Genomic DNA, 18,825 nt, shown 5'->3' on the forward strand with positions numbered 1-18,825 from the left:
ACTTTCAATCGGTATTTAAATTTCGATTTAATCGGCTTTCACGCATTCGTACTGACAACATTACCTATTATGCCGCTCGCTCTGACTAACAGTTTAATCAGGGCGGGCGATGCAGAGCCCATATGATAACCGTTGAGATCGCCGCTTACCTTCTGCCCCCAGTGCAAAATCTTTGCATACTCACCCAATTCTACAATCAGTAGAACCTGCTCACCGGTTAATTCAATCAATGGTTATCTGTCATTTTGTCTGACTTTGAAGCAGGAAATTACATCGCATCACAATGAATAGAACAAAATAATCGGTGAGCCAAACCAAATTCATGGGAACGTTTACAGATTGATTTTGATATAAACGTCAGATCCAAAGCCAATCTCACCAAGGAAAGTTCATCACTCGCCGTTAAAATTGCTTAAAAACACATTCAAGAGAAGATGATCACACGAAAGAAGAATAAATCCGTTATTACTATGAAAATGCAAACCTCACCATGGAAACGTTTCCATATTTTATTTACACTGAGTAGCAAGCTAGGACTCAAAAAATAAAACGATTAGCTACTCTATGTATGGCACTGTTTTTTGCCGCGTTAGCATCGATTACCAGAGCAAAAAAGTCATCCATTACGGTATTCACTACCGTAGCGCAACACGGTTAGAAACAAAAAATCAAGTAGGAAAACCATGAAGGCATTTTCAGATATTCTCCAACGACGTGACTGGGAAACCCCACAATCAGTGAATATTCACTGCTTAAAAGCACACAGCCCACTTTCCAGTTACCGAGATATTGGCCATGCCCGTGACGGCGTTTACGCCCAACGTCAATCGCTGAATGGCCAATGGAAATTCAAAGTGTTTGACTCGCCAGAACAAGTCGAAGGCGAGTTTATTCAAACCAAATTCAATGACACGAACTGGGATGAAATAACGGTCCCTTCCAACTGGCAGCTACAAGGCTACGACAAACCAATTTACACCAACGTAAAATACCCGTTTGAAGTAAACCCTCCATTCGTGCCCGCCGAAAACCCGACAGGTTGTTACCGCACTACGATTTCCCGCTCAGAAGCCGATCTTGCCAATACCCAGCGCATCATCTTCGATGGTGTGAACTCAGCATTCCACCTATGGTGCAACGGCACTTGGGTGGGATACAGCCAAGATAGCCGTTTGCCTTCCGAATTCGACTTATCGCCCTACCTAGTGGCTGGCGAGAATACACTTGCCGTGATGGTGATGCGTTGGTGTGATGGCTGCTACCTAGAAGACCAAGACATGTGGTGGCTAAGTGGTATTTTCCGCGACGTAACTTTGCTTTCTAAACCGCAATACTGCATTGAAGATGTATTCGTCACGCCAGATTTGGATGCGTGTTATCGCGATGGTTCACTATCAATCGTGACGCACATTTCAGCGCCAGATTGTTACCAAGTGCAAGTGCAGCTCTTTGATGGTGAATGCGCAGTGACTGAGCCGCGAATTGATCGCCCGCACAACCGCCGTATTGACGAGCGAGGCACATACGATGACGTGGTATTTCAAACATTGCACGTGCGTGAGCCAAACAAATGGAGCGCAGAAACCCCCAATCTATACCGCCTAGTCATTTCCCTATTAGATGAAAACGGCATGCATCTGGAGAGTGAAGCCTATCATGTGGGCTTTCGCAAAGTGGAAATCACTGATGGTCAGTTGAAACTCAACGGCAAGCCTTTGCTGATCCGTGGCGTTAATCGTCACGAGCATCACCCAGATCTTGGACATGTGATGACAGAAGAAGACATGATCCGCGATATCTGTTTGATGAAGCAATACAATTTCAACGCGGTACGTACAGCGCACTACCCAAATCACCCTCGTTGGTACGAACTGTGTGACCAATACGGCTTGTACGTGTGCGATGAAGCGAACATCGAAACCCATGGCATGCAGCCGATGAATCGCCTTTCGAGCAATCCACAATGGGCGCACGCATACATGAGCCGCTACACCCAAATGGTGATGCGCGATAAAAACCATCCTTCTATCATCATCTGGTCTTTGGGTAACGAGTCTGGCCACGGTAGCAACCACAATGCGATGTACGCTTGGTCGAAAAACTACGATCCGTCGCGCCCTGTTCAATATGAAGGTGGCGGTGCCAATACCGCTGCAACCGACATCATTGCGCCTATGTACGCCCGTGTGAATACAACGATTGCAGATGAAGCAGTACCAAAATGGCCAATCAAAAAATGGATTTCTCTACCCAACGAAACTCGCCCACTGATCTTATGTGAATACGCCCACGCGATGGGTAACAGTTTGGGGAGTTTTAATGAATATTGGAATGCATTCCGCGAGTTTCCTCGCCTTCAAGGCGGCTTTATCTGGGATTGGGTAGACCAAGGCTTGAGCCAATGGGACGAGAACGGCCAACACTTCTGGGCTTACGGTGGCGATTTTGGCGATAAAATCAATGACCGCCAGTTCTGCATTAACGGGTTGATCTTCCCAGATCGCACTGTGCATCCAACATTGGAAGAAGCCAAATACTGCCAGCGTATGATTCGCGTGTCGCTGCAAGAACAAGCGAAAGGATTCTGTCATCTATTAGTAACTAACGAAAACCTATTTCGTGCAACGGACAACGAGCAATTGAACTGGTCACTTTTGGAAGATGGCAAATTGATTCAATCTGGCTCTGTTGTGCTGAACATCAAAGCCGATAGCCAAGCAACCGTAGAGATTGCTTTTGAATTTACACCTAAAACAGAAGCGCGATACCACTTGAATACTGACATCACCTTAGTGGCTGAAACACTTTGGGCACCCGCGGGACATGTGAGCGCTTCTGAGCAATTTGCGCTACGCAATACCGCAGGTCTCGCCATGCCTAAATTGGAAACGCAACCAGCCCCAGCGATAAGCCAGCAAAAAGGCATGATCGTAGTCACCAGCCTAGATGAGAAGCATCAATGGTACTGGGATAGTCAAACAGGCTTGATGATTGATTGGCAAGTCGATGGCAAAGCGCAAATGCTGGCGGCACCGCAAGATAACTTCTTCCGTGCGCCACTGGATAACGATATTGGTGTGAGTGAAGTGGATAACGTAGATCCAAACGCTTGGGTATGTCGTTGGGATATGGCTGGTATTGGCCAATGGAAACGCGAATGTGTCAGTTGCCATAGCGACATGTTGGCGCATGCCGTGCAAGTAACATCAACTTTCGCTTACCAATTCAACGGTGCCGTACAAGCCATCACCACTTGGACGCATACGCTGAAAAACAGTGGCGAAATGCAGCTGACCGTTGATGTGACACTTGCCGATGATCTACCACCCATGCCACGTATCGGCTTGGAGTTGCAATTGCCATTGCATGAGCAGAGTACACCAATCACTTGGCAAGGTTTAGGTCCGTTTGAGAACTACCCAGACCGCCTATCTGCAGCACGTTTTGGCTTGCACACGCAAACGCTAGAAGAGATGCACACTCCGTACATTTTCCCAACCGACAGTGGCTTACGTTGTGGAACTCAATGGCTGCAAGTGAACGAACTGGCGATATCTGGCGATTTCCAATTTAGTGTCAGTCAATATGCTCAACAGACGCTGGCAAAAGCAAAACACACCTGTGATTTAATGGCAGAAAAAACCATTTATGTGCGCCTAGACCATCAGCACATGGGCGTGGGTGGTGATGATTCTTGGAGCCCTAGTGTGCACAAAGAATTCCAGCTAACTGGCAATAATTACGTTTACCGAATAGCGTTCAAACCAATTTCGCATCGTATTTAAAAACGCACCGATAACGGCTATCGCCACTTACAACGATTACGTGGCAGCGGGATGCATGACGCTACGACAAGAAAACGGCGTCCACATCCCTGTGATATGTCTTTGATAGGCTTGGATGACGGTCACATCGCACGCTATATCTACCCTGCCATTGATGACTTAGTCGGTGCGATGGCGACCAAGAAAACCCAATTTTCTTCCAACCCAGAGTAGCAACAACAGCAGTACGAGAATGGCGAAAAAGTTAGAACCAGAATCTGGATATTGCGCCTTGATAAACGCCGAGTGACCAAAAGCACCGACAAAGAAACAGGCAAGCGCTACCAATGGAAGATCTTCCGCCACCGGATGGCGCAAATATTCTTGATACAACGCCTGCACAGAAAGCACTAATGCAATCAGTGGGAAAATGGAGAACGGAACTTGGCTAATGGTTACCCAAGACAACAAGGCATCGCCGCACATACCTGCGATGAGCGCTAGCACAAGTGTTTTTCTTTCCGAACCACGATGGGTTGTGTTGTTTTCATTCGACATTACTCTATCCCCCCTTTGAGCCGATTACGTTCACGTTCTTTGCGATACCAAAATGCCCCTTTGGCTAGCATTCGCAACTGCATGATCAAACGTTCAGCAAGCTCATCTCGCTCACGTCGATCCAAATCTAAAGCTTCAGCACCGGAGCTGAACACTAAAATAACGGAAGCTTCAGCCTGAGTTAATGCCTCGTCACGGCCCATGCCTGTCGTCATCAAATACTCGGTAAGCTCTGCGGAAAAGTGCTGTATTTCTCGCACTACCGCGGCACGAAACTCGCAAGAAGTACCTGAGCGTTCTCGCAGTAATAGGCGAAACACATTGGGACTACTTTCAATAAATTCCATGAAGGTTTCAACCGACGTACGAATCACACTGCCCTCTTTGACAATGCGCTGCCGTGCTTGGCGCATCAATTGGCGCAGTAGTAAACCGCCTTCATCAACCATGGTTAAACCCAACTCATCCATATCTTTAAAATGTCGATAGAATGAGGTGGGCGCAATCCCCGCCTCGCGGGCCACTTCTCGTAAACTTAAGTTAGAAAAACTCCGATCGGCACTTAATTGGCTAAATGCTGCATCAATCAATGAACGACGTGTTTTTTCTTTTTGTAATGCGCGAATTCCCATCGATTTCATATTAAGTCGCTTCTCTTTTACTATCTGAGCCATACTATAACGTGATTGAGCACGTTGTCTAAGCCACAACATCGCCTCTTTGGACAAAGTGACCAATTAAACAGTCACCTAACCTAATTTCAATCACTCGCCACAGTAAGATGGGCAAAGCAATAGCATAAAGTGGCATTTTCACCTCTCGAGCGTGATCCTCTCCACTCTCTGATGGCAACATCGTTTACCGCACTGATGGATCAGTTAAAATCTCGCTACAGCAATGTTAAACAAATACAACAAGGAATAGAGTATGGCGAACCAAAACCACTTCGATGTCATCGTAATTGGTAGCGGCCCGGGCGGAGAAGGCGCCGCAATGGGTTTGACTAAAGCGGGGTTTAATGTCGCCATTATCGAAAAAGAGAGTAGTGTTGGCGGAGGTTGTACCCATTGGGGCACCATTCCCTCCAAGGCGTTACGCCATGCGGTCAGCCGCATCATCGAATTCAACAGTAACCCTCTATTTTGTAAAAACAACACCAGTATTCATCTCACTTTCTCTGATATTTTAGGCCATGCTAAATCTGTGATTGATAAACAGACGCGCTTGCGCCAAGGCTTTTACGATCGCAATCAGTGTACGCTGATTTTTGGTAAAGCTAAGTTTACCCACAAAAATACCGTGGCGGTTACGCACACTGACGGCAGCATCGAAAAATACAGCGCCGACAAATTTGTGATTGCGACTGGCTCACGCCCTTATCAACCTGATGATGTTGATTTTACTCATGAACGAGTTTATGACAGCGATTCGATTCTCTCGCTTAAACACGATCCTCGCCACATCATTATTTATGGTGCAGGCGTCATTGGTTGCGAATACGCTTCGATTTTCCGAGGCTTAGGGGTCAAAACTGACCTCATCAATACCCGTGACCGCTTACTTTCGTTTCTGGATAACGAAACGTCTGATGCACTCTCGTACCATTTTTGGAACAGCGGCATTGTGATTCGTAATGATGAAACCCATGAAAAGATTGAAGGCACTGACGATGGTGTGATCGTTCACTTGCAATCGGGCAAAAAAATGAAAGCCGACTGTATCTTGTACGCCAATGGACGCACGGGCAACACTGACAAATTGAACCTCAAAGCGGTGGGCCTGAATGCCGACTCACGTGGCCAACTGGCCGTCAATCGTAACTATCAAACCTCGGTGGAGCACATCTACGCAGTCGGTGATGTAATTGGCTACCCAAGCCTTGCGAGCGCAGCCTATGATCAAGGTCGATTTGTCGCTCAAGCGATTGCTCATGGTCAAGCGCAAGGGCACTTAATTGATGACATTCCAACTGGGATTTACACCATTCCTGAAATCAGTTCAGTGGGCAAAACAGAACAAGAACTCACCGCGGCCAAAATTCCGTATGAAGTTGGCCGCTCTTCGTTTAAACACCTCGCACGAGCACAAATTTCTGGCAAAGATATCGGCAGCTTGAAAATTTTGTTTCACCGCGAGACAAAAGAAATTTTAGGTATTCATGTGTTTGGAGAACGCGCGGCTGAAATCATCCATATCGGACAGGCAATTATGGAGCAAAAAGGCGAAGCCAATACCCTCGAATATTTCGTCAATACCACCTTCAATTATCCAACCATGGCCGAAGCCTACCGCGTGGCGGCGTTAAATGGCCTGAATCGATTGTTCTAATCATCGACCTAATTCTGCCTGCTAATGGAATGAAAGCCGCTAACGAGTGCGGCTTTCTTTTTGGTAACCTAGTGAGTGAGGTGCTTAGGGATAGATTCGGTGATCAAGTGAGAAAAACACCGCGTCGCCATTGTGAGATAAAGACCACACCTAAACTGATGCCGCGCATCGCCATAAAGCTGATCATCGCCATCCACAGGGCGTGATTACCCAAAGACTGAGCCAGATAGAAAACGCTGAAAAAACTGCACATCGCGACAAACATGCTGTTGCGCATCTCTTTACCTTTGGTCGCGCCGATAAAAATACCATCCAATAAAAAACACCACATCGCGGTTAACGGCATCGCCACCAGCCACGGTAGATAACGGTTAGCCGCTTGCTGAACTGCGTTAATGTCAGTGATCAGCGTGATCAACGCCGATCCCCACACCGCAAACATCACCGTTAACGCTAAACAGATTAGCGCACTCCAGAAAAAACTGCCGATCAGAGCACTTTTGAGCTGCGTCTCACTTTTTGCACCAATCGCTTTGCCAACCATGGCCTCCATCGCATAAGCGAAACCATCCATGCCATAGGAGATCATCATCAAAAAACTCATTAAGACAGCGTTAGCCGCCACAGTTTGATCGCCAAACGCCGCCCCTTGAAAGGTCATAAAGCTAAACGCCGCCTGCAAACAGAGTGAACGCAGGAAAATATCGCGATTCAATTTCACAAAGCGGCTAAGACCTTGTGTCACTAAAACACCTAGCTGCAGTGGCGAAGGGAGTTGATGCCGCAACCAATAGCACCAAACACACAGTAAGCCAAAGCTCATGCCCGCATAATCGGCGATAACCGATGCCAGCGCAGCACCTTCCACTTTCCAGCCGAAACCCAACACAAACAGAATATCCAACGCGATGTTAGTTAAGTTAGTGATGATTACCATCCACATTGGCGCTTTGGCATTTTGCGTGGCTAACAGCCAGCCGAGCAGTACAAAGTTGGCCAATGCGGCGGGCGCACTCCACGCTCGAATCACAAAATACTGCAACCCATATTGCTTTACTTGCTCACTGGCACTGCTGGCTGAAAAAATCGCATCACCAATCCATCGATGCAGAATCAAAAACAGCAACGCAAATGCCAGTGCCATCAAGAGCCCTTGCAGCAAGACTAACGCCAGTTTTTGTGACGATTGTTCACCGTATGCTTGCGCCGCAAGGCCTGTGGTCGACATTCTTAAAAAACCGAGTAACCAGAAAGTGACACTGACTACCGTACCGCCAAGTGCTACCCCACCTAAATACCAAGCGTGTTCCAGATGACCAATCACCGCCGCATCAACTAAACCTAACAGCGGTACGGTAATATTGGACAGCACCATAGGTATCGCCAGTAGCAACACTTGTCGATGTACGGAACGATTCGATAACGTTTGTAAAATAGATTGCAACACGTTGACCTCTCATGGGTGAGAGCAAAGTGTAGCGGAGTGATAGGAGGACGGCTAGCGGTTACTCACCAACGGACATAAACTAAAACGGGTGTTAAGCGCAGCTTGTAAACCATCACCTTACTTAACCAACGTTGCCATAATTTCCAGCGGCCACAATGTTGATCGAGCGGTGAAAACGTTTTTGCCGACGAAGCCCAAGGCAAGACATTGAGTACCGCTTCGGTTGGATTAGCAAAACCATGTCCGTAATGGCCTGAGCCCATTTTCTGACCTAAAGCGGAAGCAGTTTTGTCTCCAGCCAGCATTAAACAAGCCGCCGCATTAGAAAAATGCAAACCCAATGCGCGGATAAAATAAGTGAGTTGCTGTACCGTACAATCTAATAACGCATGCTCACAAACGATTAAAACGGCTGAGGATTCCGCAATAGGCAATGCATCCAACCACTGAAGATCATCGACACTGCCACACACATGTTGATAACGCTCACTGCGATGAAACAATTTCTGCCGCCACAGCAGGTTTTCGGTGATATCGAGTTCTATCCAATGGCAACGCCCGTTGTCTACCCGATAAAAACGGGTATCTAACCCTGCACCGACATTAATGATCCATCCATCAGGGTTACGCTCAATAAACGCGCGCACTTGTTGATCGCACAATTGCGTTAAGGTCGCATGCAGCAATTGTTTTTGATCGATATCACCGCTTAAACATTCGGGGGCTAAGTGACAGCTCTGGCAGGCCTTTGCAGCGATCGGATCATACACTAACCCGTTATCAACCAAACTTTCGCGGCTACGAAACCACAACGGTTGAACTAAATTGGTTGGAATATGATGACGTGGGGTTAGTGAATGTTTATCGGTAGGCATTACCATCTTCCTTATGTCGCAACTCGATGTAACAACAAAGAAGATGATAATGAATATCAGTTAGAATGACAAGTTATTGAGAATAGATCTCAATAATAAATTACATCCAATCGGTATTGCGAATAATGCCGACGGCCACACCTTCAATGGTGAGCTGCTGAGATTTAAGATCCACTTCAATCGGTGAGAACGCTTCATTCTCTGCGTGCAATAACACGGTAGAGCCTTTGCGTTCTAGACGTTTTACCGTCACATCATCTTCAACACGCGCCACTACCACTTGCCCATTACGCACGTCTTGTGTTTTGTGCACCGCGAGTAAGTCACCGTCCATAATGCCAATATCTTTCATACTTTCGCCTTGCACACGCAGTAAGAAATCCGCTTGAGGGCGAAACATATTGGGATCCACTTGGTAATGCGCTTCGACATGCTCTTGCGCCAAAATAGGCTCTCCCGCCGCGACTCGACCAATTAAAGGCAGGCCAAGATCTTCTGGCTCATTGGCAGCTTCAAGTAAGATACGCAACCCACGAGAGGCACCCGGAATAATCTCAATCGCTTGTTTACGAGCCAGTGCTTTTAAATGCTCTTCTGCGGCATTGGCGGAACGAAAACCCAGCTCGCGTGCGATTTCAGCGCGAGTCGGTGGCATTCCGGTTTCGTCGATCTTACTGCGGATAAGATCAAATACTTGTTGCTGGCGGGGCGTTAACGGCTTCATATCTCACCTGTCTGTTTATACAGTTAACTGTGAGTATATCCAGTAATCGAATAAATGGAAGAGCGGACGCTTATTTTTTGGCTATTTACAAAAAATGCCGCAATCGACCGATAAATACCTCACCGATTCACTCACCGCGCTCGCAAGTGATGCTGTTTTACTAAACAATAATGATTAAAAGGTTTGACCAGTTTCTGGTATCCTTGCGGCTCAAAAATAGCTAGCCGCTTCGGCGCATATCGATTTCTCTGAGTATCAACTCACAGGGAAATGGACATGCGCTTAAGCATATTGAAATATTCTTGAGGCGACGACCTTTATGTCTTCTGGACACTCATTATCTCGTTCACTACTAAAATTACCTTTGTCTGCGTTGGTCAAAGGCACGGCGATCCCTTCTAATCCAATAGAAGACCACGGCATTGATATTCACAAGCCGATTGTTTACGCCTTACCTTTTCGCTCAAGTGTTGATTTGCTCACCTTGCAAACTCACGCCAAAGAACTGGGTTTACCTGACCCGCTGCAACCACTTGAGCTAAACGGCAAAAGTTTTGCCCGTTATGTTTTCATCTCGGCGCGCCCAACCTTGATGCGCAGTGATCAGCACGTTCCTAGTGACTCTATCGCTCTTTTTTCTGAACTGCTTGAGCTACATAAGTTTGATACGGAATTGGACGTTCAAATGATCCCAGCGACGGTGCTTTGGGGACGTAAACCAGGTAAAGAGGGGCAAGAGAAACCCTATCTCCAAGCCTTAAATGGCCCACAAAAAGCACTCGCGGTAATTTTTGCTGGACGCGATTGCATGGTGCGCTTTAGCCCCGTCGTTTCACTGCGCTATATGGCTGATTCACACGGCACCGACGAATCTATCGCGCATAAATTGGCACGAGTGGCTCGTATTCATTTCTCTCGCCAAAAGCTGGCAGCTTCTGGGCCAAATTTGCCCAATCGCCAAGCGCTGTTTAACCGCCTAATTAAATCACAAGCGATTGAAAAAGCGATTGAAGATCAAGCGAAAGCCAACAATATCTCCCTCGAAAAAGCGCGCAAAGAAGCGCATGACATCATGGATGAGATTGCCGCTGATTTCTCTTACTCCTTAATCAAGAAAGGAGAACGCATACTGGGCTGGTTATGGAACCGCATTTACCAAGGGCTTAATATAAATAATGCCGCCACCGTGCGTCGCCTTGCGCAAGATGGACACGAGATTGTCTATGTCCCTTGTCATCGAAGTCATATGGATTATCTCTTACTTTCTTATGTGCTGTATCGCGAAGGTATGGTGCCACCGCATATTGCTGCCGGAATCAACTTGAACTTTTTCCCAGCCGGTCCGATTTTCCGCCGTGGCGGCGCATTCTTCATTCGTCGCAGCTTTAAAGGTAATAAGCTCTATTCGACCATTTTCCGCGAATATCTAGCCGAGCTATTTGCCAAAGGCTATTCAGTTGAATATTTCAGCGAAGGTGGCCGCTCACGCACTGGCCGTTTACTGCCAGCGAAAACAGGCATGCTGGCGATGACCATCCAAGCCATGTTGCGCGGCCTTAACCGCCCGGTGACCCTCGTGCCGGTTTATATCGGTTATGAACACGTGATGGAAGTAAGCACTTACGCCAAAGAGCTACGCGGCAAAAGCAAAGAGAAAGAAAATGCGGGTTTAGTGCTGCGCACGATTCGCAAGCTGCGTAATTTTGGCCAAGGCTATGTCAATTTTGGCGAACCGATCCCGTTGAACCAATACCTCAACGAGCAAGTGCCAGAATGGACGCAAGATATTGACCCTATGGGCAGCACCAAGCCGCAGTGGATCAACCCTATTGTTAACCAACTGGCCACCAAGATGATGACGCACATTAACGATGCGGCGGCGGCCAATGCCTTAACTTTGTGTGCCACCGCGTTACTTGCTTCACGCCAAAGCGCACTGGCTCGTGACAATTTGGTTAAGCAAATCGACTGCTATTTATCGCTACTAAATAACGTGCGCTACTCAGCAACCTGCACTGTGCCTAAAGCCAGTGCGGAAGAACTGGTTAACCACGCACAGTCGCTCGACAAGTTTGTAATTGAATCCGATACCATGGGTGAGATTATTTCTCTTGACCGCAATCAGTCGATTTTGATGACCTACTATCGCAATAACATCATTCATCTGTTTGCCATTCCCTCACTGATTGCGCAGATGTTGATCCGCCAGCAAACGCTATCACTAGAGCAGATAACCGCCAATGTGGCACTGATTTATCCCTTCTTAAAGCAGGAGCTGTTTTTAAGCTTTGCGCAAGATGAACTCGCAGATGTAGTCAACGCTTACGTTAACGAACTGCAACGTCAACAATTAGTGACGCTAGAAGAGGGTGTCGTGGCCATTAACCAAGCCAAAACACAAGTGTTGATGCTGCTCGGTCGTACCATTTCAGAAACCCTACAACGCTACGCGATTGCTCTCAATCTATTGGTTGCTAACCCTGAAGTGGGCAAATCTGATTTAGAGCAAAAAAGCCAAGAAATTGCACAACGTCTTGGCCGTTTGCATGGCATCAATGCCCCTGAGTTTTTTGATAAAGGGGTATTCTCCGCCCTATTTGTCACGCTCAAAGAGCAGGGCTATTTGGATGTTGATGGCAATTGCCATTTAGAACCAACCGTTCAGCTAGCACGCCTACTTTACTCGATGCTCTATCCTGAAATTCGCTTAACCATTCAAGAAAGTCTCTGCCAAGCGAACTAATCGGTCGTAAGAAACAGTAAAGGCATCCCAATGGATGCCTTTACTTTATTCGTGAAGTACTTACAAAAACTAGTGAACTACTTACCAAAACGCAAAAAGCAGGCCCAACGTTAACACCATGCCAACGTGATTGTTATTGAGAAAAGCGTGGAAGCATAAATCACGATCACGATGACGAATTAAACGCTGCTGATAAACAAACAGAGCCGCTGCAGCCAATACTGACCAATAAAAACTCGCCCCTAACTGATAATAGCCACCAAGTGCGATCATCAACGCCAGTACCAATAACTGTAAAATGCCGATGATGATTTTATCAAAACGACCAAATAAAATAGCGGTCGATTTGACTCCGATATTGATATCGTCATCACGATCAACCATCGCATACTGCGTATCATACGCCACAGTCCACAACGCATTGATCAAAAATAGCCCCCACATCACCGCTGGTAATTCGTTGGCTTGCGCCGCCCATGCCATCGGAATAGACCAACTAAAGGCCAGCCCTAATACCAACTGCGGAAGGTGTGTATAACGTTTCATGAACGGATAAACAAACGCTAATGCGATACCAACAAAGGAGAGCTGAACCGTGAGTGGATTCATGGTCAAAACCAGCAGGAAAGAAGTGATACCTAGCGTTAAAAACAGTGCAATCGCCTCTTTGGTTGTCACACTCCCGGCAGGCAAAGGCCGCTGTTTGGTTCGTTTAACATGTCCATCGACTCTGCGATCGGCAAAATCGTTGATCACGCAACCCGCTGAGCGCATCAACAACACCCCCAACACGAATACCAATAATACTTTAGGATCGGGGAAACCTTGCGCGGCTAAAATCAATGCCCATAAGGTTGGCCACAACAATAGCAAAGAACCAATTGGCCGGTCCATGCGCATCAGTTGCCAATAAGCACGCGCCTTAACCAAAGTCATGACACTCTCTCCTTAGAGTAAATCGGTGAAAAGGGTAAAAACAGCTCCGCAACTAACATCGGTTTATTATTCATCCATAATCGTGAACGGCGTGCAAGCAACGGCCCCTCTTCCATCATTGCCCAGCCCACTTGTAGTGCGTCACGCTTAACGTGCTCAGCACGAAAAACCGTTAACCCAAGCGGGATATCACCTTGGCGCGCTAAGTCATATTGCTGACCCAGCATCGAAGATTGAGGAATTAAAGTACGGCCTAAAACCCATGGCTGTTGATCACCACGCAGCACAACCTGACGTAACAAACAGGCTTCATCAGATAACAGAGCCATCTCATCGCCCTGTAATTTTTCTGCCTCAACGAGCTTATTGTGCAGTAGTTCAACGCTCAGTTGCTGACACTGCGCCTCTAACACGCGAGATAATGATCCTTGCTCTAAAAGCCAAGACTGAGAAACCTGATCAGGAAAAGAAAAAACGTCAGGTTGTTGCCAAATTACTTCTCGCAAAGCAGACAGATAGAGCGAAATTGATTGATTCATACTAGTATTCAATTAGTGGCTTTATCAACATACAATAAAGGTCCATTTTTGGTTAACACAACCATAAAAAGCGCTCACTCACAGAATCCCTCGGTTGGAGGTTAAAAACCCGCTTGTAAAAACGGGAAGCGACAACTGCGGTATATTCCAAACAACGAGATAAGCATTTTGATTACAATCCGATGCTCTATTGTAACAAGACTCAAGCGATTCGAGTATCGTGAACCAACTAAAGAAAAGATAGAAATATGCTTAAACGTTATGTAGCCCAAATAATTATCGCTCTAAGCTTGTTTTGTGCGTTACCAAGTTATGCACAAGATGAAAAAGCGCCTAGGCTGGCGTACTTTACCTTAGAGCCGGATCTCACCACCAACTTTTTCACTAAAGGAAATAAGTTAGGTTACATCCAAGTTCGTATCGACGTGATGGTATCCAGCGACGCCGATTTACCCGCCGTTGAACGGCACCAACCACTGATTCGTGATGCCATCGTCGAGCTACTCGGTAAACAGACCGAAGAGACGATAAAATCACTCGCAGGTCGGGAAGATTTAAGAAAAACGTTGGTCACAGAGCTCAACGCGGTGTTACTGCCTGAAATAGGCCGAACCATTATTGCTGACCTACTGTTTACTAAATACATCTATCAATAGAGCAGCGATTGCCGCTCTATTGATGTTTTGCTTAACGAGTTCGATGACGGCTGGCGTCATTTAATCCAAAGGCGATTCCTGCAAATAGACCCGCTAAATGCGCGCTGTTGGCAATCGCCATAAAGGGTTGCACAAACCCGAGCACTAACCACACCAGCATAAAACCGATCACCGGTTTGGGCATTTGCAAGCCAAGATGAGGGGCTTTCCAACCAAGCATCCATAGATAACCGACCAACGCATAGACCACACCCGATAAACCACCAAAATTGGCTCCTTCAACCCAGTACTGAGCCGCACCGGACAACAATGCTGACACTAAAAATAGCTGTCCAAGTTTGAATGAGCCAAGCCGTTTTTCAACATCGCCCCCCAACTGCCACCACCATAACAAGTTAAAGACGATGTGCAGCACAGAGAAATGAAGTAAAGCATGACTAAACCAGCGCCAAATCTGCCATTGCTGCCCAGCCAAAGCAGGAAAATGTAATGCGGAAAATACTTGATTGGCTAGCCCAAACTGCTGCAATGCAAAGATAATGGCGCATACCATCATCACGCCCAGTGTTAAAGGCCCAGCTTTGGCTTTGAGCATCGCCAACATGCTCGGTGAACGATATTGAAAGTGACTTTTGCGGCTTTCAGCCACATCCCATGAAGCGGCTTGATACTTTCTGTCATTTGGATTGTGCAGAAAATGGTTGAGTTCCGCTTCGGCTTCAATCTGATGTTGCTCATCAAGTAACCATAACGCAAATTGACCACTCCCTTCCGGCATCATTTGAATCTCAATTTCACGAGAGGCCATGTAATCAATAAAGGCTTGCGCCATTCTTGGGTTATTGAGCGTGATCAGTCTTAACATAAGTCATCCTAATTGCTGGTTACGGGCAAGCCTGCACGATGCCAAGCTTCGAATCCACCATCCACACTATACACCTGTTCAAAACCTTGGTTAATCAGATACTGTGCAGCACCTTGGCTGCTAATACCGTGATAACACATGACTAAAATGGGTTGGTCAAATTCGCTTTTTTCCATAAATGAAACCATGCTGTCGTTGGTTAAGTGGAATGCGCCATTTGCATGTGCAACCGCAAAAGATTGCGCATCACGAATATCCACTAATTGCGCATCATGTTGTTCCATTAAAGCTTGTGCTGCTTGAGCATTGATATGTTGAAACTGATCCATCGCTTCCTCTGATTGGTTTTATTTTTAGCATTTGATTGTAACCTATCCCAAGGCAATCAAGTACACGGCCTTTATAAGGTTATCCACCACTGATCACTTTTTCGCCACTTGTGGATAATCTTGTGGATTGCGTTGATAAAGTAGTAAATGAGAAATAGATCCACAACATGTAGTGATGATCCTTACTTTTCTGTGTGTAACACAATACATATCCCCAAATATAAAACGGTGTTCAAGCCTTGATTTAACCGACTTGATGACAGCTCACGAATAATTTTGTCACAGAGTTATCCACAATCAGCGCGCTGAAAATTTGATCACTTAAAGTGATCAAAAATAAAAAAACCGAGATCTTACGATCTCGGTTTTTAATGCGCTTCACAATGAGTCAGTGATTAGAACTCGCCGACAGCATCCTTTAGCTTCTTCATTGCATTTTTTTCTAGCTGACGAATACGCTCAGCTGAGACACCATACTCTTCCGCTAACTCTTGTAGCGTAGCTTTTTGATCATCCAACCAACGAGAGCGCACAATATGTTTACTGCGTTCATCTAAGCTAGCCAACGCCAAGCTTAAACGATTGTTGGTGTGATGCTCCCAATTCGCCGCTTCAATGTTATCCGCAAGATCCGAATGCTTATCTTCGAGATAAAGCACAGGTGCCGTGTAAGAAGAGCTCGAATCATCGTCTTCCGCCGACATTTCAAAGGTGGCATCTTGCGCGGCTAAGCGTGATTCCATTTCTCGCACTTCAGCCGGGTCAACGCCCAACTCACGAGCAACCGCTTCCACTTCACCGCTATTAAACCAGCCTAAACGCTTTTTCGATTTGCGTAGGTTGAAGAATAGCTTACGTTGCGCTTTCGTGGTCGCAATTTTTACAATGCGCCAGTTGCGTAACACGTATTCGTGAATTTCAGCTTTGATCCAGTGCACAGCAAAGGAAACCAGTCTCACCCCAACTTCTGGGTTGAAACGCTTCACCGCTTTCATTAAGCCAATATTGCCTTCCTGAACTAAATCCGCCATGGGCAGGCCATAACCAGAATAGCCACGAGCAACGTGAACAACGAATCGAAGGTGCGATAAGATCAACCCTTTCGCCGCTTCAATTTCACCTTTGTAATGTAATCGCTCTGCGAGTGACCGCTCTTCTTCCGCGCTCAGCATTGGGTAGCTGTTCACTGAACGAATGTAGCTGTCTAAGCTGTCTTGTGAAACGAGAGCCATTTGATACGTTTGGTTTGTCATTCAATTCCTCATCAATTTCTGATCTGGAGTAATGGATGTTTTTAACCCGACAATCTTGAACCTAAAATGAACAAGATTCAAGCAAGGGGAAACTATTATGCATAAACAAGTCGCCTATACAAGTGCTGTGGCTAAAGCTAGCCAACAGTTATTGCCTACATATGACAATATTCAACTAAACTGGTTCAATTTCTTTTAAATGACGCTGCGCAGATACTTTTGCCGCTACGCATCCTAAGAAAGTACCGAGCATCAACAGCAGTAAGGATTCATCCCAACTTAGGCCAATAAGACGAAAACGGCTGTCATACAGTAGGGCAAGATCTTCAACGGCACCGTTCAATAAAACAGTCACAAAAGCGGTTAACAGCCAAGCGGCGAATGCGCCCAGCAAGCCAAACCACATGCCAGCATAGAGATAAGGGCGCAAAATGTAGCGATCGGTGGCACCGATCAATTTCATGGTTTGGATCTCTTCTTTATTGGCTTGTACGTTAAAGCGCAAGGTGTTGCCCACAATCAGAAATACAGCGCCCAACATCAATACCGATAAACTCGCGACAATGATCGCCGCTAAAGTTCGAATGGCGTTTAACCTAGCAAGCCAATCTTCATCCAAGCGAACATCCGTGACGTCTTGTTCTGCTTGTATTTTTTTCGCCAGCGCTTTGATTTGCTCTTGCTGCTCAACCTGCGGGGTAACAATAAGCACGCCAGGTAAAGCGTAATCATCCAATAAACTAATGGCTTGTTCAAACCCGGCGTATTGACTCAGGTCATCCAATCCTTGCTGCGGTGAGATGTACTCCACGCTGGCGACATCGGCCAAACTTTCTAGCTCATCTTTCAACACCATAATTCGTGCTTCAGGTGTGCGCTCATGTAGATAGACACTGATCTGAGCAGGGCTGGTGACATTATTGGCTACAGACGCGATATTTTTGCTCAGCAGGTACATACAGGCTGGCATCGCAAGCGCCATCGAAATAACGGCGAGCGTTAAAATATTGCCGAGTGGGCGTGACCATAAACTTGAAAATGAGGCCTTGGCCTGCTTAAAGTGGATGGCTAAGAAACTATCGGTTTTGGCCCGTTTCGGTTCACGTGCTTTCGCGTTCCTTTTATTCGACGACTTAACGGCCATAGTCTTCTACCTCGCTTAAAAAACCTTGGTTAAGTTCTAAATGACGATATTGAGGACGCGTGTTGACTAAGCTGATGTCGTGCGTCGCAAGCAAAATAGAGACTCCGGCACGGTTAAACTCTTCAAACAGTTTAAGCACACGGTTAGAAAGCTCTGGGTCTAAGTTACCCGTAGGCTCATCGGCCAGCAGTAAGGTAGGTCGGTTCACGACCGCTCTTGCGATACCCACTCGTTGCTGCTCACCCCCAGAAAGTTGGCTCGGTAAACAGCGGGCTTTGTCTAGCAGATCGGTTTTATCCAGCGCGGCTGAGACGCGACGCTTAATTTCATTTTCTGAAATCGATTCAATGCGCATTGGCAATGCCACATTGTCGTAAACCGTTCTGTCCATTAGCAGGCGATGATCTTGAAACACGATGCCGATGTTGCGGCGTAAAAAGGGAATATCTTGATTGGGAATACGCGTAATATCGTGACCGTTAAAGCTGATGCGCCCATCGGTTGGACGCTCAATCGCACAGATTAACTTCAACAAGGTACTTTTACCGGCTCCGGAGTGCCCACCCAAAAACGCCATTTCTCCTCGGCGTAAGTGAAAGTCGACCTTTTGCAGCGCCTGACGGCCTCCGCGATACGCTTTGCTGACTTGTTGAAACTTAATCAC

Annotated in this window: 16 protein-coding genes; 4 read left to right on the forward strand and 12 right to left on the reverse strand. The window is 46.6% G+C overall.

Going from position 1 to position 18,825, the window contains the following annotated elements:
* Positions 1–683 precede the first annotated feature (683 nt).
* Positions 684–3,785, forward strand: coding sequence for a beta-galactosidase (locus NB504_RS17330; protein ID WP_258429459.1), 3,102 nt, complete (start codon positions 684–686; stop codon positions 3,783–3,785).
* Positions 3,786–3,944: 159 nt separating this feature from the next.
* On the opposite strand, the gene NB504_RS17340 is transcribed toward NB504_RS17330, so the two are convergent.
* Both NB504_RS17340 and fabR read right to left on the reverse strand, forming a co-directional pair.
* Positions 3,945–4,322 carry a YijD family membrane protein gene (locus tag NB504_RS17340; RefSeq protein WP_013855478.1) on the reverse strand — a complete coding sequence of 126 codons (378 nt, stop codon included), beginning with the start codon at positions 4,320–4,322 and terminating at the stop codon, positions 3,945–3,947.
* Positions 4,322–4,963, reverse strand: a complete 642-nt coding sequence (gene fabR / locus NB504_RS17345) for an HTH-type transcriptional repressor FabR (RefSeq protein WP_017048583.1) — start codon at positions 4,961–4,963, stop codon at positions 4,322–4,324. Before fabR ends, NB504_RS17340 begins: the two co-directional genes overlap by 1 nt.
* 286 nt (positions 4,964–5,249) lie before the next feature.
* On the opposite strand from fabR, the gene sthA reads away from it, so the two are divergent.
* Positions 5,250–6,650 carry a Si-specific NAD(P)(+) transhydrogenase gene (gene sthA / locus NB504_RS17350; RefSeq protein ID WP_222716070.1) on the forward strand — a complete coding sequence of 467 codons (1,401 nt, stop codon included), beginning with the start codon at positions 5,250–5,252 and terminating at the stop codon, positions 6,648–6,650.
* A gap of 103 nt (positions 6,651–6,753) precedes the next feature.
* Here sthA and dinF read toward each other — a convergent pair whose 3' ends face one another.
* The 3 genes from dinF to lexA all read right to left on the reverse strand — a co-directional run bounded on the left by dinF (position 6,754) and on the right by lexA (position 9,696).
* A complete protein-coding gene (dinF, locus tag NB504_RS17355) occupies positions 6,754–8,097 on the reverse strand; it encodes an MATE family efflux transporter DinF (RefSeq protein ID WP_258429462.1) in 1,344 nt (447 codons plus the stop codon).
* A gap of 62 nt (positions 8,098–8,159) precedes the next feature.
* A complete protein-coding gene (locus tag NB504_RS17360; protein ID WP_129532130.1) occupies positions 8,160–8,978 on the reverse strand; it encodes a class I SAM-dependent methyltransferase in 819 nt (272 codons plus the stop codon).
* 94 nt (positions 8,979–9,072) lie between these two features.
* A complete protein-coding gene (lexA, locus tag NB504_RS17365; RefSeq protein ID WP_026028591.1) occupies positions 9,073–9,696 on the reverse strand; it encodes a transcriptional repressor LexA in 624 nt (207 codons plus the stop codon).
* Between the two features lie 319 nt (positions 9,697–10,015).
* Here lexA and plsB point away from each other — a divergent pair, with 319 nt between their 5' ends.
* The gene (plsB, locus tag NB504_RS17370; RefSeq protein ID WP_258429464.1) at positions 10,016–12,439 is read left to right on the forward strand and encodes a glycerol-3-phosphate 1-O-acyltransferase PlsB; all 2,424 of its coding nucleotides are present in this window, start codon (positions 10,016–10,018) and stop codon (positions 12,437–12,439) included.
* An 81-nt stretch (positions 12,440–12,520) separates the two neighbouring features.
* On the opposite strand, the gene ubiA is transcribed toward plsB, so the two are convergent.
* Positions 12,521–13,375 (reverse strand): 4-hydroxybenzoate octaprenyltransferase, encoded by an 855-nt coding sequence (gene ubiA, locus NB504_RS17375; protein ID WP_088720706.1) that lies wholly within the window; start codon positions 13,373–13,375, stop codon positions 12,521–12,523.
* The gene (locus NB504_RS17380) at positions 13,372–13,926 is read right to left on the reverse strand and encodes a chorismate lyase (RefSeq protein WP_013855487.1); all 555 of its coding nucleotides are present in this window, start codon (positions 13,924–13,926) and stop codon (positions 13,372–13,374) included. The genes ubiA and NB504_RS17380 overlap by 4 nt, the downstream gene beginning before the upstream one ends.
* Before the next feature lie 236 nt (positions 13,927–14,162).
* Between NB504_RS17380 and NB504_RS17385 the strand changes: the two genes are divergently transcribed.
* Positions 14,163–14,570 carry a flagellar basal body-associated protein FliL gene (locus NB504_RS17385; protein WP_013855488.1) on the forward strand — a complete coding sequence of 136 codons (408 nt, stop codon included), beginning with the start codon at positions 14,163–14,165 and terminating at the stop codon, positions 14,568–14,570.
* Between the two features lie 31 nt (positions 14,571–14,601).
* Here the strand turns inward: NB504_RS17385 and glpG are convergent, their stop codons facing one another.
* The 5 genes from glpG to ftsE form a co-directional block, all read right to left on the reverse strand.
* Entirely contained in the window at positions 14,602–15,435 is an 834-nt protein-coding gene (glpG, locus tag NB504_RS17390; RefSeq protein WP_047690446.1) for a rhomboid family intramembrane serine protease GlpG, read from the reverse strand.
* An 8-nt stretch (positions 15,436–15,443) separates the two neighbouring features.
* On the reverse strand, positions 15,444–15,764 hold the full coding sequence (gene glpE / locus NB504_RS17395) for a thiosulfate sulfurtransferase GlpE (protein WP_010316900.1): 321 nt from the start codon (positions 15,762–15,764) through the stop codon (positions 15,444–15,446).
* A 395-nt stretch (positions 15,765–16,159) separates the two neighbouring features.
* Positions 16,160–17,017, reverse strand: a complete 858-nt coding sequence (gene rpoH, locus NB504_RS17400; RefSeq protein ID WP_013855491.1) for an RNA polymerase sigma factor RpoH — start codon at positions 17,015–17,017, stop codon at positions 16,160–16,162.
* Between the two features lie 175 nt (positions 17,018–17,192).
* Entirely contained in the window at positions 17,193–18,161 is a 969-nt protein-coding gene (ftsX, locus tag NB504_RS17405; RefSeq protein ID WP_064624133.1) for a permease-like cell division protein FtsX, read from the reverse strand.
* Positions 18,151–18,825, reverse strand: a complete 675-nt coding sequence (gene ftsE, locus NB504_RS17410) for a cell division ATP-binding protein FtsE (protein WP_010316903.1) — start codon at positions 18,823–18,825, stop codon at positions 18,151–18,153. The genes ftsX and ftsE overlap by 11 nt, the downstream gene beginning before the upstream one ends.

Origin of the sequence: Vibrio sp. RM-69-4 (genome assembly GCF_024743775.1) — a bacterium.
In the GTDB taxonomy this organism is placed as follows: domain Bacteria; phylum Pseudomonadota; class Gammaproteobacteria; order Enterobacterales; family Vibrionaceae; genus Vibrio; species Vibrio anguillarum.

What these genes read in the sequence shown, in the direction of transcription:
- ubiA (WP_088720706.1), bottom strand. Translation starts at nt 13,375, where the DNA reads ATGACTTTGGTTAAGGCGCGTGCTTATTGGCAACTGATGCGCATGGAC.
- glpG (WP_047690446.1), bottom strand. Translation starts at nt 15,435, where the DNA reads ATGTTAAGACTGATCACGCTCAATAACCCAAGAATGGCGCAAGCCTTT.
- plsB (WP_258429464.1), top strand. Translation starts at nt 10,016, where the DNA reads ATGTCTTCTGGACACTCATTATCTCGTTCACTACTAAAATTACCTTTG.
- NB504_RS17360 (WP_129532130.1), bottom strand. Translation starts at nt 8,978, where the DNA reads ATGGTAATGCCTACCGATAAACATTCACTAACCCCACGTCATCATATT.
- fabR (WP_017048583.1), bottom strand. Translation starts at nt 4,963, where the DNA reads ATGAAATCGATGGGAATTCGCGCATTACAAAAAGAAAAAACACGTCGT.
- glpE (WP_010316900.1), bottom strand. Translation starts at nt 15,764, where the DNA reads ATGGATCAGTTTCAACATATCAATGCTCAAGCAGCACAAGCTTTAATG.
- NB504_RS17330 (WP_258429459.1), top strand. Translation starts at nt 684, where the DNA reads ATGAAGGCATTTTCAGATATTCTCCAACGACGTGACTGGGAAACCCCA.
- ftsX (WP_064624133.1), bottom strand. Translation starts at nt 18,161, where the DNA reads ATGGCCGTTAAGTCGTCGAATAAAAGGAACGCGAAAGCACGTGAACCG.
- sthA (WP_222716070.1), top strand. Translation starts at nt 5,250, where the DNA reads ATGGCGAACCAAAACCACTTCGATGTCATCGTAATTGGTAGCGGCCCG.
- NB504_RS17385 (WP_013855488.1), top strand. Translation starts at nt 14,163, where the DNA reads ATGCTTAAACGTTATGTAGCCCAAATAATTATCGCTCTAAGCTTGTTT.
- NB504_RS17340 (WP_013855478.1), bottom strand. Translation starts at nt 4,322, where the DNA reads ATGTCGAATGAAAACAACACAACCCATCGTGGTTCGGAAAGAAAAACA.
- rpoH (WP_013855491.1), bottom strand. Translation starts at nt 17,017, where the DNA reads ATGACAAACCAAACGTATCAAATGGCTCTCGTTTCACAAGACAGCTTA.
- lexA (WP_026028591.1), bottom strand. Translation starts at nt 9,696, where the DNA reads ATGAAGCCGTTAACGCCCCGCCAGCAACAAGTATTTGATCTTATCCGC.